Consider the following 14,302-nt stretch of genomic DNA (forward strand, 5'->3'; position numbering starts at 1 on the left):
GGAGTCGGCCCGCCGCGTAGACTCTGTTCCTCGTGAGTCTCACCCTCGGAATCGTCGGCCTGCCCAACGTCGGAAAGTCGACGCTGTTCAACGCGTTGACCAAGAACGACGTGCTCGCCGCGAACTACCCGTTCGCGACCATCGAGCCCAACATCGGCGTGGTCCCGTTGCCCGACCCGCGGCTGACCAAGCTGGCCGAGATCTTCGGCTCCGAACGCATCGTGCCCGCCACCGTGTCGTTCGTCGACATCGCGGGCATCGTGAAGGGCGCCTCCGAGGGCGCGGGCCTGGGCAACAAGTTCCTCGCCAACATCCGCGAGGCCGACGCCATCTGCCAGGTGGTCCGCGTATTCTCCGACGACGATGTGGTGCACGTCGACGGCAGGATAGACCCCTCCGCCGACATCGAGGTGATCGAGACCGAGCTCATCCTCGCCGACCTGCAAACCTTGGAGAAGGCGGTCGTGCGCCTGGACAAGGAAGCCAAGGTCAAGAAGGACCGCAAACCGGTCGCCGACGCCGCCAAGGCAGCCCAGGAGATTCTGAACAACGGCACCACCTTGTTCGCCGCCGCCGACAAGGTGGACACCGAACTCCTCAAAGAACTTTCCCTGCTCACCACCAAGCCCTTCCTCTACGTCTTCAACGCCGACGAGTCGGTCCTGACCGACGAAGCGAAGGTCGCCGAGCTGAAAGCCTCTGTCGCCCCAGCCGATTCGGTCTTCCTCGACGCCAAGGTCGAAGCCGAACTCCTCGAACTCGACGAGGAATCCGCCCTCGAACTCCTGGAATCCATCGGCCAAACCGAACCCGGCCTGCACGGCCTGGCCCGAGCAGGCTTCCACACCCTCGGCCTCCGGACCTACCTCACCGCGGGCCCGAAAGAGGCCCGCGCCTGGACCATTCACCAGGGCGACACCGCCCCCAAGGCGGCCGGAGTCATCCACACGGACTTCGAACGCGGCTTCATCAAGGCGGAGGTCGTAGCCTACAACGACCTGGTCGGCACCGGTTCCATGGCCGCTGCCAAGGCCGCAGGCAAGGTCCGAATGGAAGGCAAGGACTACGTCATGGCAGATGGCGACGTGGTCGAGTTCCGCTTCAACGTGTAGTCGCGTTTCGGTTCAACCTCAGGGCCTTCTTACGAAGGCGTCGGGACGCCCGAACGTTCAGACGTCGGCGTTCGAGGTTGCTGGTTCGGGCGCGTCGCTGCCACTGGACCATGCCCCCGCTCTCTCTGCGGCGGCCTCGAACGCGTGCTGCAGTCGTTCGGACGCAAGGGGGCGTTCGGGGGCGCGTCGCGGAATGCCGAGGTGAATCTCGCGGAGTTCGTCAATGAGGTCGTCGACGAGGTCCGGGGACTCGGCCAGGATGCGAGCGCGAACGCTCAATGCGTGTGACGTGGGTCGATGATGCATGCCCCAGGCCCCGAGGGCCACCATCACCGGAACCGTCTGAATCCCTGCCTCGGTGAGCGAATACGCCGCCCGCTGCCCCCGCGTCGCATCGTCACGAGAAAGCAGGCCCTCCTCGACCAGATTTCGGAGGCGGTTGGCGAGGATGTTCGACGCGATGCCTTCGTCGCTGCGCGTCAGGAGCTCGCGGAAGTGGCGGCGACCGCCGAAAACGATGTCGCGAAGCACAATGAGGCTCCAGGCGTCGCCCAGCACCTCGACCGCCGCATTGATTGCGCACCCTGATCGGGGCTGTTCTCTCGCCATCTGATCTCCAAAGTGATTGCAGATAGAAATCACTCTACGCTACGATGCGAGTGATTTTATTTTGCAACCACCTGTATTGGAGCCATTGTGTCCCGTACGCGAGTCCACAACCTCTTCGTCTCCTCGGACGGGTATGCCGCCGGCGATCACGTGACGCTCGAAGCGCCGATCGGCGGAGCGGAGGCGCTCTTCGGCAAGTTCGACGGACGCGTCATCCACGGCATTCACGGAATCGACGAACCCGTGACCGTGGACCGCGCCATGTTCAGTATGTGGGGCCAGGGTGTCGGGGCGGAGATCATGGGTCGTCGCAAGTTCGGCCCGCAGGCGGGCGAATGGCCGGACGACGGCTGGAAGGGATGGTGGGGAGATTCGCCGCCCTTCCGCACCCCGGTCTTCATTCTGACCCATTACCCGCACGAAGCACTCGAGTTCGACAACGGCACCAGTTTCCACTTCGTGGATGCCTCGCCGCAGGAGGCGCTTCGCTTGGCGCAAGATGCAGCCGGCGGGTTGGACGTCCGGATCGGCGGCGGGCCGTCCACCGTGAGCGAGTTCCTCCACGCCGATCTCATTGATTTTCTGCACGTGTCGATCATTCCGATCGTGCTCGGTGCTGGTGTTCGGATCTGGGATCACCTCACTGGCCTGGAAGAGCGATTCAGTGTTGAGTCCATCAGCACATCCAGCGGTCTGACGCATCAGCTGTGGAACAGGAACCACGGCGAGTGAGAGCGCTGGCTTGGGTCGGTGGCTTTGGTCCTCCTGCTCGAGCTGGAGTCCCGGTACGGCTGGGGTGGCCCCGTGACGCCGCCCGATATATAATCAGACATATAACAAACGGGAGGGACAATCATGGCAGTCACCAGCGTCGACCTGGATCCGCAGCTCATCGAGCGTGCCCGAGCGCTCACGGGCGAGCGATCGAACCGAGCCGTCCTCGACCTCGCGTTGCGCCGGCTCATCGCCTCGAAGCAGAAGGGCGCGATGATCGACGGTATCGCAGGACTGACCGACCTCGACAACGAGCTCGGCGCGCCAGTGGTCTCTCCGGGCGAGTCCCAGTCCTCGTGACCGACTACCTGGTCGACAACTCGGTCTGGGCGAGGTTGGCCACTGGGGACCCGGGTATCACTGCGCGCCTGCGGCGTATCGAGCGAGCGTCGGCCGACCTGTTCGTCACCTGCCCGCCGCAGGTGCTCGAGTTCTGCCACAGCGCCCGGACGCCCGAAGAGCACGCGAACTACCGAGAGCAGATCTCCCTCGGATTCCCGCTCGAGCATGCACCCGACGAATCGCTCGTGCTCGATATCCAGGCAGCACTGTGGAACGCGGGGCTCGTCCGGGCGGCCGGCTCGCACGACATCCTCATCGCCGGCTATGCCATCGTGAACGATGCGACCGTGCTTGCCGCGGACCACGACTTCGAGCACATCGCGAGGGTGTCCGACCTGCAGTGCGAATACATCGCGCCTTCGCCGTGACGTTGGTTCGTGGCGGAACGTGGTCGAGTTCCGCTTCAACGTGTAGGAAACGGCCTTAACGCCCCAACTTGGCCAGCGTTCTTCTGGGCACTCTGACTTCGTCGCTATCCAAGTTCAGGGTCATCGAGATGATCCGGCGTACCGCCGTGGCGTAGTTCATCGACTGCGCACGCCCCGAACTGATTGGCGCGGTCAGGCGGACCGAACAATTGGTCGGCGCCAATGCCTAACCGATATATGGCTCAGTCGAATTCGCATAGCCGTGGTCGATCCTGAGCCGCATCGAAGCATGCCGGTAATCACTCGAGGCAGCACGGTACGGTTGTCTGGTGATTGCCGCAGTTGTCTTTGATGTTGGAGAGACGCTCGTCGATGAGACCCGAGAGTACGGAACGTGGGCGGACTGGCTCGGAGTCCCCCGGCATACGTTCGCGGCAGCGTTCGGGGCAATCATCGCAACTGGCTTGGACTACCGTGAGACATTCCAAATCTTCCGTCCTGGGTTCGACCTCGACACGGAACGGCAGGCACGGGTAGACGCCGGACAGCCGGAGTGGTTCGGCGAAGACGACCTCTATCCTGACGTTCGGCCGGCGTTGTCGAAGCTCCGCGAGATGGGCGTTCAGGTTGGGGTCGCTGGGAATCAAACAGTACCCGCCGGAACCATACTTCGAGGTTTGAACCTGCCCACGGACTTCATTGCTACCTCTGGGGACTGGGGTGTGCAAAAGCCTTCGCTCGAGTTCTTCGGAAAAGTCATCGAGACGGCGGGCCGACCAGCGGAAGAGATTGTCTATGTCGGCGACCGCATCGATAATGACGTCGCGCCGGCCAAACAGGCAGGTATGCGAACGGCCTACGTACTGAGGGGTCCGTGGGGGTGGATACACCGCGACAAACAAGAGGTCGCTGATCTCTCCGACTGGCAGATCAGCGACCTGAATGAACTGGCGGGCATCGTCGCGGCCGAGAATGGTGCTGGTTAGCCGACCAACGAATTGACGGTTGTATGCCAGTCGTACAACCGCTCATCGAGGCCTCGAACGGAGGGCAAGGAGTCCCACTGCATGAGCGTTTGACGCACAGCCTTGATTCGCTCGAGTGCAGTCGCATACCAGCTGCGCCCAAGTAGATCGAGGGCATCCTCGAGGTAGCGGCACGCCTGCTCAGGCTCCTTTTCCAGCACGGCTGCGGCGGCCGCATCAGCGAGATAGATCGATCTCTGCTTCGCGTCCTTAGCGGGCAGATCGCTGAGGACCTGCTCCAAGGTCTCGCGAGCTTCCCGCCCCCTGCCGGCGAGAATGAGTGTGTTTCCTTTGAAGCCGGCAAGTCGGACCGGGGAAAACCAGTCGAACCACTCCGGTGAGGGATGCGAGTCGCCGTCGTGTTCGTCGTAGATCTTCTCGGCGTGGTGAATGAGGGCAAGGGCACGGCGTGTGTCGCCGAATCGTGTTTCGACCTCTGCCTCCACGGCGTCCAACCAAGCCATCGTCTCGGCGTTGGCGTTGCCTCGGCCCGCGAAAGCGCGTGCGGCACGCAGACGTTCACGCGCCTCCCCAGCGCGAGACGAGTCCGCCGAGAACGCTGGCGCGAACGCCATGTGGGCAAGCGCCGCCGCGCCGAGAAGGGAATCTCCAGCTTCGTGCGCGGCTTGAAGCGCGAGTACGAGGCTTGGCTGTGCGAGCTCGGGCTGTTGGAGGTCGAAGAATCCCAATCGTCCGGCTAGAAGACTTGATTCGGAAATGGCTCGCGCCATGATCGTCTTGGCCGGCCCGGATATCTGCGGCAAGAGTTCGATGCCGAACTGTGCATGATCGGCAACCAAACGGTGCAGCCGAGCAGCGGGGGTCGACCAGTACAGGTGCCGATAGGACATTGTGATCGAGGCAAAGTCCTTCGCTGCGGAAGCCGGGAGTTGCGGCACGGTCGTGCCGAGTCCAATGTGGCCGAGTGGCAGACGTACGTGTGCGCCGGCAGGCGCGCGCCCCGCGTGTGGATTGCTTGCTTCCTCCGTCCAAGGTGGTGAGAAGCCCAGTTCGGTAACCGGCCGCTTGAAAAGTGCCTCGAGTGCTGCTGCGTGCTCAGGATGAGGCCACGGCGGATTAGCCGATTCCCATCGACGGACGGTTCGGCTGGCGACCTCGATGCGCAGTCCGATCTGGCGCGCAGCCTCCGTGACGGCTTCTGCGAGTGCGGTCTGAGATCGGTAGCCCAGTGCCTGCCTGGCCGCGCGGAGCGCCGCATTCCCTGACGATGCCATGGGGGCAGACTAGTCCACGTATAGGACGCTGGCGCAAGGACTTTGGGCATAAACGTCCTATCGATGTCCCATTACATGGCCTTTATGCGGACGCCTGGGTTTGGGAGCCTCATGAGTGTTCCAACGGCCCGGTTCGGCGGTAGTAGGGCCTTCGCCCCGCGCCGTGGCCTACCAAAGTCGACGGAGGGAACAGATGGTGGAACAGGGAACCGGCTTGTCGGGAGAGCCCGCCTATCTGGCGGGAGGTGTGGGATGACGCCGTCCGGCCGCCCTCGGGCGATCGGATTCTTGCGGACGGATATCGCAGGGCCGCATCAGAAATGGCTGGAGACGACGATCCGGAGCCTTGCCAAGCGCCTTGGTTACGATCTGTGCAAAACAATTGCGCTGTCGGCGCAGACGGCTGATCCGATCAGCCTGCTGCTCGATCAAGTCGAGCGGACCCACGCGGAGGCAATCATCGTGCCGGGACGCGTGCATCTCGACGGTCACATCAAGCGGGTTGTGCAGCGTGTCGATGTCATCTTCGATGTCGATGACGTGGAGGCGCGTTGGCCGCTTACCGATGTGATCGGCAAGTGTCATCCGTAGCGCGCTCGGGGGTTCCGGTGGTGAACAGGCGACGATACTTCAGGCAGCGCGGTGTGCGGCTACGAGAGGCCGTTCGGAGCGGGGGCGGGCCGCCGGCGCAAAAACGTGTGTGTCACGAGACCCGGAACGCCTTCCGGTAGGCCGCCGGGGTTGTGCCGACCTGGGTGCGGAAGCGGCGGCGTAGGTTGACCGCTGTGGTGAGGCCGACGCGGGCGGCGATCGCCTCCACCGGCAGGTCTGTCTCCTCGAGCAGCGTACGTGCCTCGGCCACCCGGCGGGCCAAGAGCCACGCGCCCGGGCTCGTGCCGAGTCGGTCGGCGAAGCGCCGGGCGAGTGTGCGGGACGAGACGCTGAGGTGCGCGGCCATGTCGCCCACCGACAGTGGTGTCCCGAGGCGAGCGCCGGCCCATTCGAGGAGGCCGTCCAGCGCGTCCGCTGGCGGTGGGGACGGCGCGTACTGTGCTTGGCCGCCCTCGCGGTGCGGCGGCATCACCATGTGCCGCGCGATGAGGGTGGCGTGTGCGGCCCCATGGTCCTTTCGGACGAGGTGCAGACACAGGTCGATACCAGCGCCCGCTCCTGCGCTCGTGGCGACATCGCCATGGTCCACGTAGAGCACGTCCGGCTCCACGCGCACCTCGGGGAACTCCCGCGCCAGTTGCGCGGTGCGCGCCCAGTGCGTAGTGGCCGAGCGGCCGTCCAGCAGCCCCGTGCGGGCCAGTGCGAACACCCCGGAGCAGATCGTGACGAGCCGCGCCCCACGGGCGTGTGCCCGCAGCAGCGCGCGACGCACGCGGGCGGACAGCGGCGCCTCCACCGGCGCCCAGCCCGGGATGAGCACCGTGTCCGCGGATGCGAGTGCCGATAGGCCCTGTGACACCGACATCGCGTACCCGGCGGAGGTCGCCACCGGGCCGGGCGACTCCGTGCACACCTCGAACTCGTAATGCTGCGGCACCCCGGCCCGCCTGGTGCCGAAGACCTCTACGGCGCAGCCGAGCTCGAACGTCGACTGCACCGGCCGGACCAGGGCCACCACGCGATGCATGGCAGAAAAGTACCCTATGATGTCTTTCTCGACACTGTCGAGGCGTGGCCGCGCGCGGCACCGTGGGAGGCATGTACTCAGAGATCCTCGCCCAGGAGGGCTACACCTCTGTCTCGGTCACCGAATCCCCCATACGCGAACTCTTCCCCGGCATCCGGGTACGTCCACTCTGGACGGGGCCGTCCGGCGCGCACGCCAACGTGCTGGAGATGGACCCCGGCACGTCATGGCCGCGCCGTGACGTCCACGAGCCCGGCCCGGAGGAGGTCTACGTGGTCGCGGGCACGTTCAACGACGGCGCACGCGACTACCCGGCCGGCACATTCCTGCACGCCCCGGCCGGGTCGTGGCACGTGCCCGCGAGCACAACCGGCTGCACCCTGTTCGTCTTCTACCCCGAAGGCTAGTTTTCGATGCGGCGAACTCCACTTGACCTCAACTTATGTTGAGGTCATACGGTCGCGGTCGAAAGGAGTTCATCGTGACGATATTGGTAACGGGCGCAACGGGAAACACTGGACGACAGGTGGTAGCCGAGCTGCTGCGACGGGGGCGAGCGGTGCGTGCGCTGACCCGCGATCCGCAGCGGGCCGCAGATCTGCTGCCCGCGGGCGCGGAGCTGGTGGCGGGCACGCACACCGAGCCGGGCGCACTCGATTCGGCGTTGGATGGTGTCACCGGGCTGCATATCACCGTGACCGCTGGGGTGGCCGAGACCGGACCCGAGTTGGTCCGCAGGGCCGTGTCCGCCGGAGTCGAGCGCATCACCATCCTGTGGGGCGGATACGTCGGTCCCGCGGAAACCGCGGTGGCGGAATCCGGGGTCGCCTGGACCAGGCTCGAGCCGCAGGAGTTCATGTCGAATGCACTCACCTGGGCCGACTCCATCCGAGCCGAGGCTGTGGTGCGTGAGCCTTTCGACCTTCCCAGTGCCGTGGTGCACGAGGCCGATATCGGCGCGGTGGCCGCGACCGCTCTGACCGAGGACGGTCACGTCGGCCGGGCCTACAACCTCAATGGACCTCAGGCGTTGACCACGGGCGAGCGCGTCGCGATGGTCGCCGCCGCGCTCGGTCGGGACCTCGCCTTCGAACAGATCGGCAAACAGCAGGCCATTGAGCGGTTGCGGCAGACGGGAGTGTCGCAGGCCGATGCCGAGTACGTCGTCGGCTGGCACGCCGATCCGCCGGAGTCGGCGCGGACGCCGGATGGAACTGTCGAGCGGATACTCGGTCGGCCCGCCCGCACTTTCGCAGAATGGGTAGTGGAACACAAGAATCGCTTCTGAGCGCCCGAGCGTTCTGTTCGAACTGCTGGGCTCGGCGGGAAAGCTCCGAGCCCAGCAGAGCGTCGACCGATCCTGGTCGGGGGGCCACGCACTGAAAGTCCTTCAGTGTGCTCACCAGGAGCCGTCTGCTCCCAATGTCGGGAATGGGCGACTTTCGGCTGCGTAATACTCAGGTGTTCGGAGTTGCAGGCCTCGTACGGCCTGAATGTTGCTCAGGCGTGAGGTGATGATGGCGGTGTTGGCAGACCCACAGCCGACCGGGAGTCGCGCGGCTCGGGTGCCTCGATGAGCATCGAGCGCTGGGTGGTGAAGTTGGACCCACCCCACGGTTCGCGTCCGGAACTCGTCACGTTCATCGAGTTGGCGCAACAGACGATTCAGACCTCCGCGGACCTGCTGGCGACGGGCGTGCCGTCGCAGGCCCCGGATGTGTTGAAACTACTGCGTGACGAGAAGCTCGTGCACGACGACGACAAGGACGAGAAGAAGTCCGCACTGGCCGACGGTTACTCGTCGCGCCTGAAGGAGTTTCGCGGCATCAAAGACGACATCGGCAAACAAGACGACAGCGTCGACTGGTCCGCCTATGGCACGTACGACATCTCGAGCGGCGCTTTCTTGGCGGTCAAAGAACATGTCAAAGACCTGAAGGCAATCCTGCGCGCTACCCCTGGACCGAGCCCGGGGAAGCAGTTCTTCTCGCGTGCTATCCAAACGAGCGTGGAGACTGCCGTGTTGAACACGCTCGACAACGTGCACGACGAGATCGAGAAGGCCTCGGACCGAGTCCAGACCCACGCGAACGACATCCGTGGTTCCGCTCCCACGTACGGTAGCTCCGGCCCGAGCTATGTGCCGAGCAATTACATGCAGCACAGCTATTCACCCGGCCCGGGCTACGTGCCTTCCGCGACGACCGCCGATTACGCCCGTTACCAGGGCAGCGTCTCGGTCGACGCCGCCATCGAGGGCGCGCTCGACGCGCTCGGTATCACCGATCCGGTGGCCCGCGAGAACTGGAAGCGCGGCTACCGGGTCCTGATCGAACGGGAATCCGGCGGAAACCCCAACGCCGTCAACAATTGGGACAGCAACGCCGCGGCGGGGAAAGCCTCCAGAGGTCTCACCCAGACCATTCCGGGCACCTTCCAGGCCTATCACGCGGCCGGAACCTCTGCCAACATTCACGATCCGGTGGCCAATGTCGCCGCAAGCATGCGGTACGTCATGGAACGGTACGACGTCTCCCGAGACGGCCATGACCTCCAGGCAAAGGTCCAGCAGACGGACCCGGGCCGTTCGGCGAAAGGCTACTGAGCCCGGTCTCGTGTTGCCGGTCTCGGCTGGGGCGGTATGTCACGTTCGACGAAGATGTCCACCGCCGAATGTCGTTCTGGCTCCGCGTCTGGAACACTGCATCGTCGGAAAGGTTCTTTGCTGATGTTCCGTCGTTTCACGACCTACGGGCCCGCCACGGCGCCGCAGGTGGATGATCTGGTGGCCGGCGCGCTGCCGGACCGGGTGCAGATCGCGCATGAGCGGTTGGCGCACCAGGACGATCCGGCACTGCTGGAAGCATTGTCGGAGCGTGAGCTGGCCGCGTCCCGCGAGTTGGCTGAGCTGGTGCGTGACCATGAGCGCCATGAGCAGCGAGCGCGTATCCAAGCGGCGGCCGACGCCGCGGAGCGGGTGCGGCGCACGGCAGCCGAGTTGGCCGAACGCGAGGCCGCCGACCTGCTGCGGGCCGCGCAGGCGATCGGGGAGCAGCGGCACAGCAGCAGCCCGCATGCGAAAGTCGCTCGTCTGCACCAGCGCAAACCGCGTGTGCTGGGGCTGCTCGCCGGTGTGGTCGCGTTCTCGATGCTGTTCTCCGCGGTCACGGTGCAGCAGAACATCGCGCCCACCGGCGGTATGGCCAATCCGATGTGGTGGCTGTCCTACGGCCTGGAAGCCCTGATCAGCGCGGTTCTCGTCGCGCTGATGCTGTCCACCGCCGATACCGCCGAATGGGGTGTGATCGACCGGCTGTGGCAGGTGTACACCGTCGAGGGCGTCCTGCTGACAGCGAGCATCGCGCTGAACACGTTCCCCTACTTCAGAGCAGGCGACGTGGCGGGCATCGGGATCCATATGATCGCGCCGATCATGATCGGCGTCGCGCTCGTCACCCACCGCCTCGTCGCCGAGCGATATGGGAGCGCGATCGAACAGGCGACCGCGGCCGTGCCCGACCACGAAGATCTCCAGGAGCGGTTGGCGGCGCTCACCCAGGTCGGCGGAGCCGCAAACCAGATCCTGCCGAGCATCCTCATCCAGCCCACGACCGCTGGCGGAGCCGGCGGGCACCCGGCCGGTGCTCCGGAGCAGTCCGCCGACGCTACGGAGGACCCGGCTGTCCCGATGCCGCCTCCCGCCGGCGGCCGTGAGCACGAACAGGGCAGCACGGCTACCACTGCGGAGCAGTCCACCGCGCGGGCTGAAGTCGCGGCGTTTTCCGCCGATCCCGCGGTACCCGCGCCACCGTTCACTGAGCTGTGGCTGGCCACAACACCGCTGCCGACGGCCCAGCAGCCCACCGCGGTGAACTCGAACGGTGTGGCAGCCCCTGCCGGTGCGGATGAGGCCGAGCTGGATGCACGATTGGCGGCGGCGGTGCGAAAGACACTGCACCGGATCCGGATCAGCGAGCAGGCGGAGCCCGTCGAGGGCTCGGCGGAGCGCGCCCCCGATGCCCCGTCCGAGCGGGCCAACCCGGATCCCGAAGAGGCGGAAGACGAGCCGGTCGCGTCGGCGGAAGTGGCCGAGACGCACCCGGAATCGAACGCGGGAGACGCGTGGGAGCCGATTACCGTGCGCTCGGCCGAGGACCGCGCACCGAGCGCGAGTGACAACGATCGCGCTCCCCACCTGGACACATTGATGGCGGCCGGATCGATCGCGCGCGAAACCGCCGACACCCCCGTCGCGACCGCACCACATGCGGCCGAACAGCCTGATAACCGAACTCAGAACGGTCGCCGCGGAGCGATGGAGGTTCAGGTCACGCCGGCGAGGCCGGATATCCGGATGGACGCACCGGTGCCATAGGGATTCGGGCTGATGCGCGAGTGCGAACACGGTGGCGAGTAGGAAACCGGTGCCCAGCGCCCGAGTCAGTCTGCCGTGCGGCGAAACTACGTGTACCGCTTCGGTATTCGCGCCTTCAGAGCACCTGCTCGACGTGGTAGGCGACGCCGCCCTCCACCACGTAGCCCGATCCGATGCAGACGATGTCGTTGAGCCAGGAATACCGGCTCGAGCCGGTTTCGAACAGCGGATTCGTCCGGAAGTAGTAGCGCGACGGGTCGACCTGGGATTTCTTGACCGGATCCGCGAGCTCGGCCCGCACCTCCGGTGGTGTGACCCACCGGCCGCCGTAGCTCATGTGCACCAGCTCGTCGTCGTGGGTGCGCAGGGTCAGCCGCACGTCCAGCGCCATCGTGCCGTCCGGCCGGAACAAGGCCAAGTCGCCGCCGCCGGCTACCACGTCACCGCGAAGTTTCGGCCCTTCGAACGACCCACCGGCCGCACCGAACAGAATTCGGCGACCGAGGGGACCGGCGCCGAAATCCAATCGCGGGTTCAGATTCACGACGACATCGAATAATGGGGTTGTCGCAATCGTGCCGACGGGCTGCACGCGCGCGTCCACGGTCATGGTCGATCTCCGATCTCGAGTTCCTGGCTCGCGACTTCGCCGAAGAGTCTGCGCCGCACCGCATCTGTGGAGACACCGGACTGTGCGCACAGGACCGACAGGTCGAAGCAGAACCGTTCGCCGGCGATCAGATCGTCGGCGAAGGTGAACTGGATGAACACCGGCACCTGCGCACGTCTGCCGTTGGGTTCGACGCCGAATCGATTGCCGGTCATGGTCATCCACGCGGTTCCCCAGCAAACCAAGGTCTCGCCGTCGTCCGCGTGACCGTTCAGCTCGACGTGATAGTCCGGGAACGAGGCGAAGAACCTCGCCAGGGCCCTTTCGTTCTCCGCCCGGCCTCGGGCCGTTGTCCCGAATGCCGGTGTCTCCAACACCATCCCGGGGTGCAGGAGCCGCATGGCCGCGGGCAGGTCCTGCTTACTCTTCGCAACGGCCAAGGCTTGCGCCAATTCGACCATGCGCTGGCTCTCCATGCTGAACATCCCTTCGATCGACTGCCCGCTCTAACCGGTGCGAACTAAATAATACGGTCGACCGTATGTATTGACAACTGCGGAATGGCGTCCGGGTGCCGCGACGCGGAAGTGCGGTGGACCATGGAGGCCAACACCCGATACGAGCTCAATGTCGGTGCCTGGGCTTTCGCCGAGGCACATCAGGGCATCGGGGGCGCCGGAGTGAACTCGCAGATCGACGCGAAAATCACCTTCATGAGCCTGTGGCAACAACCTGCGTAACGGACGACCGACCGAGACCGCTACCGGTCGAGACTCTTCCGGTCGACCCGCGGACGGAACGCACGTAGCGTCGAATTCGTGAAAGTTCCCGCACACCTGCCCACGACCGCGGGCGAGCTGCGCTCGGCCGGATATCTGCCGCGTGGGGTGAAGACCGAGATTCGCGAGAACCTACTGGCTCTGCTGGGTTCCGGCGGCGATCCGTGGCCCGGCATCGTCGGGTTCGACCGGACCGTTGTGCCGCAGTTGGAACGCGCATTGCTCGCCGGTCACGACGTCGTCTTGCTGGGGGAGCGCGGTCAGGGCAAGACCCGGCTGCTGCGCACCCTGGCCGGCCTGCTCGACGAGTGGACGCCCGTGATCGCGGGCGCCGAACTGGGCGAGCACCCGCTCGACCCGATCAGCCCGCAAGGTCGCCGGCTGGCCGCCGAGTTGGGCGACGAGCTGCCCGTCGCGTGGCGACACCGCTCGGAGCGCTACGCGGAGAAGCTCGCGACACCGGACACGTCCGTCGGTGACTTGATCGGCGACGTCGATCCGGTGAAAGTGGCCGAGGGTCGCAGTCTCGGCGATCCGGAGACCATCCATTTCGGGCTCGTGCCGCGCGCCCATCGCGGCATCGTCGCGATCAACGAGTTGCCCGATCTCGCCGAACGCATCCAGGTCGCGCTGCTGAACGTCATGGAGGAACGCGACATCCAGGTCCGCGGCTACACTCTGCGCCTGCCGCTGGACGTGCTGCTCGTCGCGACCGCCAACCCGGAGGACTACACCAACCGCGGCCGGATCATCACGCCGCTGAAAGACCGGTTCGGCGCCGAGATCCGTACCCACTACCCGCTCAGCGTCGAGGCCGAGGTGGCCCTCGTGCGTCAGGAAGCCGAACTGGTGGCCGAGGTGGGCGATCCGCTGATCGAGGTGCTGGCCAGGTTCGTGCGGCAACTGCGTGAATCATCCGCGATCGACCAGCGGTCGGGGGTGTCCGCGCGGTTCGCGGTCGCCGCGGCCGAAACAGTGGCCGCCGCCGCCCTGCGCAGGTCCGCGGTGACCGGGGAGCATCCCGCCGTCGCCCGGCCCGTCGATCTCGAATCCGTGCCGGCGGTGTTGCGTGGCAAGCTGGAGTTCGAGTCCGGCGAAGAGGGGCGAGAGCAGGAACATCTCACCCACCTGCTGCGGCGCTCGTTCTCCGAGACGGCGCGGGCGCTGCTCGGCGGACTGAACCTGCGGCCGTTGGCGGAGGCGGTCGGCGATGGTCATCTGGTCACCACCGGCGAACGCGTGCCGGGTGCGGAAGTCCTGTCCGCGTTGCCCGAGCTTCCCGTACTGCACCAGGTCGCCGGTCGGCTCGGCGTCGACGCCGCCGATCCGCCGCCTCGGATCGCCTCGGCCGTCGAATTCGCTTTGGAGGCCCTGTTTCTGGCCCGCCAGATCGCCAAGGACTCCGACGACGGCATGGCGGTGTACGGCCGATGA

At 65.7% G+C, this 14,302-nt stretch carries 17 protein-coding genes; 12 read left to right on the forward strand and 5 right to left on the reverse strand.

Annotation, left to right across the window (positions count from 1 at the left end; genetic code table 11):
• Positions 1-32: 32 nt before the first annotated feature.
• Entirely contained in the window at positions 33-1,112 is a 1,080-nt protein-coding gene (gene ychF, locus OHA40_RS21085; RefSeq protein WP_330228613.1) for a redox-regulated ATPase YchF, read from the forward strand.
• Positions 1,113-1,169: 57 nt separating this feature from the next.
• Here ychF and OHA40_RS21090 read toward each other — a convergent pair whose 3' ends face one another.
• Positions 1,170-1,721 (reverse strand): winged helix-turn-helix transcriptional regulator, encoded by a 552-nt coding sequence (locus OHA40_RS21090; protein WP_330228614.1) that lies wholly within the window; start codon positions 1,719-1,721, stop codon positions 1,170-1,172.
• Positions 1,722-1,808: 87 nt separating this feature from the next.
• Here OHA40_RS21090 and OHA40_RS21095 point away from each other — a divergent pair, with 87 nt between their 5' ends.
• The 4 genes from OHA40_RS21095 (at position 1,809) to OHA40_RS21110 (ending at position 4,191) form a co-directional block, all read left to right on the forward strand.
• Complete coding sequence (locus OHA40_RS21095; RefSeq protein ID WP_330228615.1) at positions 1,809-2,453, forward strand: dihydrofolate reductase family protein; 645 nt, start codon at positions 1,809-1,811, stop codon at positions 2,451-2,453.
• A gap of 123 nt (positions 2,454-2,576) precedes the next feature.
• Positions 2,577-2,795: a type II toxin-antitoxin system VapB family antitoxin gene (locus OHA40_RS21100; RefSeq protein ID WP_327110033.1), complete on the forward strand. Its 219-nt coding sequence runs from the start codon at positions 2,577-2,579 to the stop codon at positions 2,793-2,795.
• Positions 2,792-3,205 (forward strand): PIN domain-containing protein, encoded by a 414-nt coding sequence (locus OHA40_RS21105; RefSeq protein ID WP_330228616.1) that lies wholly within the window; start codon positions 2,792-2,794, stop codon positions 3,203-3,205. The genes OHA40_RS21100 and OHA40_RS21105 overlap by 4 nt, the downstream gene beginning before the upstream one ends.
• A gap of 329 nt (positions 3,206-3,534) precedes the next feature.
• Positions 3,535-4,191, forward strand: coding sequence for an HAD family hydrolase (locus tag OHA40_RS21110; RefSeq protein WP_330228617.1), 657 nt, complete (start codon positions 3,535-3,537; stop codon positions 4,189-4,191).
• Here OHA40_RS21110 and OHA40_RS21115 read toward each other — a convergent pair.
• Positions 4,188-5,465 carry a hypothetical protein gene (locus OHA40_RS21115; protein WP_330228618.1) on the reverse strand — a complete coding sequence of 426 codons (1,278 nt, stop codon included), beginning with the start codon at positions 5,463-5,465 and terminating at the stop codon, positions 4,188-4,190. The genes OHA40_RS21110 and OHA40_RS21115 overlap by 4 nt on opposite strands.
• 252 nt (positions 5,466-5,717) lie before the next feature.
• Between OHA40_RS21115 and OHA40_RS21120 the strand changes: the two genes are divergently transcribed.
• Complete coding sequence (locus OHA40_RS21120) at positions 5,718-6,056, forward strand: hypothetical protein (RefSeq protein ID WP_330228619.1); 339 nt, start codon at positions 5,718-5,720, stop codon at positions 6,054-6,056.
• Between the two features lie 112 nt (positions 6,057-6,168).
• Here the strand turns inward: OHA40_RS21120 and OHA40_RS21125 are convergent, their stop codons facing one another.
• Positions 6,169-7,104, reverse strand: a complete 936-nt coding sequence (locus tag OHA40_RS21125; protein ID WP_330228620.1) for a GlxA family transcriptional regulator — start codon at positions 7,102-7,104, stop codon at positions 6,169-6,171.
• Between the two features lie 71 nt (positions 7,105-7,175).
• Between OHA40_RS21125 and OHA40_RS21130 the strand changes: the two genes are divergently transcribed.
• The 4 genes from OHA40_RS21130 (at position 7,176) to OHA40_RS21145 (ending at position 11,479) form a co-directional block, all read left to right on the forward strand.
• Positions 7,176-7,511 (forward strand): cupin domain-containing protein, encoded by a 336-nt coding sequence (locus tag OHA40_RS21130; RefSeq protein ID WP_330228621.1) that lies wholly within the window; start codon positions 7,176-7,178, stop codon positions 7,509-7,511.
• A 74-nt stretch (positions 7,512-7,585) separates the two neighbouring features.
• Entirely contained in the window at positions 7,586-8,392 is an 807-nt protein-coding gene (locus OHA40_RS21135) for an NmrA family NAD(P)-binding protein (RefSeq protein WP_330228622.1), read from the forward strand.
• 360 nt (positions 8,393-8,752) lie between these two features.
• Positions 8,753-9,709 carry a transglycosylase SLT domain-containing protein gene (locus OHA40_RS21140; RefSeq protein ID WP_330228623.1) on the forward strand — a complete coding sequence of 319 codons (957 nt, stop codon included), beginning with the start codon at positions 8,753-8,755 and terminating at the stop codon, positions 9,707-9,709.
• Between the two features lie 123 nt (positions 9,710-9,832).
• On the forward strand, positions 9,833-11,479 hold the full coding sequence (locus OHA40_RS21145; protein WP_330228624.1) for a hypothetical protein: 1,647 nt from the start codon (positions 9,833-9,835) through the stop codon (positions 11,477-11,479).
• Between the two features lie 115 nt (positions 11,480-11,594).
• Here the strand turns inward: OHA40_RS21145 and OHA40_RS21150 are convergent, their stop codons facing one another.
• Both OHA40_RS21150 and OHA40_RS21155 read right to left on the reverse strand, forming a co-directional pair.
• Positions 11,595-12,089 carry a DUF3237 domain-containing protein gene (locus OHA40_RS21150; protein WP_330228625.1) on the reverse strand — a complete coding sequence of 165 codons (495 nt, stop codon included), beginning with the start codon at positions 12,087-12,089 and terminating at the stop codon, positions 11,595-11,597.
• On the reverse strand, positions 12,086-12,565 hold the full coding sequence (locus tag OHA40_RS21155; RefSeq protein WP_330228626.1) for an ester cyclase: 480 nt from the start codon (positions 12,563-12,565) through the stop codon (positions 12,086-12,088). Before OHA40_RS21155 ends, OHA40_RS21150 begins: the two co-directional genes overlap by 4 nt.
• 123 nt (positions 12,566-12,688) lie before the next feature.
• Between OHA40_RS21155 and OHA40_RS21160 the strand changes: the two genes are divergently transcribed.
• Both OHA40_RS21160 and OHA40_RS21165 read left to right on the forward strand, forming a co-directional pair.
• Positions 12,689-12,829: a hypothetical protein gene (locus OHA40_RS21160; RefSeq protein ID WP_330228627.1), complete on the forward strand. Its 141-nt coding sequence runs from the start codon at positions 12,689-12,691 to the stop codon at positions 12,827-12,829.
• A gap of 78 nt (positions 12,830-12,907) precedes the next feature.
• Complete coding sequence (locus tag OHA40_RS21165) at positions 12,908-14,302, forward strand: ATP-binding protein (protein ID WP_330228628.1); 1,395 nt, start codon at positions 12,908-12,910, stop codon at positions 14,300-14,302.

It is taken from the genome of Nocardia sp. NBC_00508 (genome assembly GCF_036346875.1).
Taxonomy (GTDB): Bacteria; Actinomycetota; Actinomycetes; order Mycobacteriales; family Mycobacteriaceae; genus Nocardia.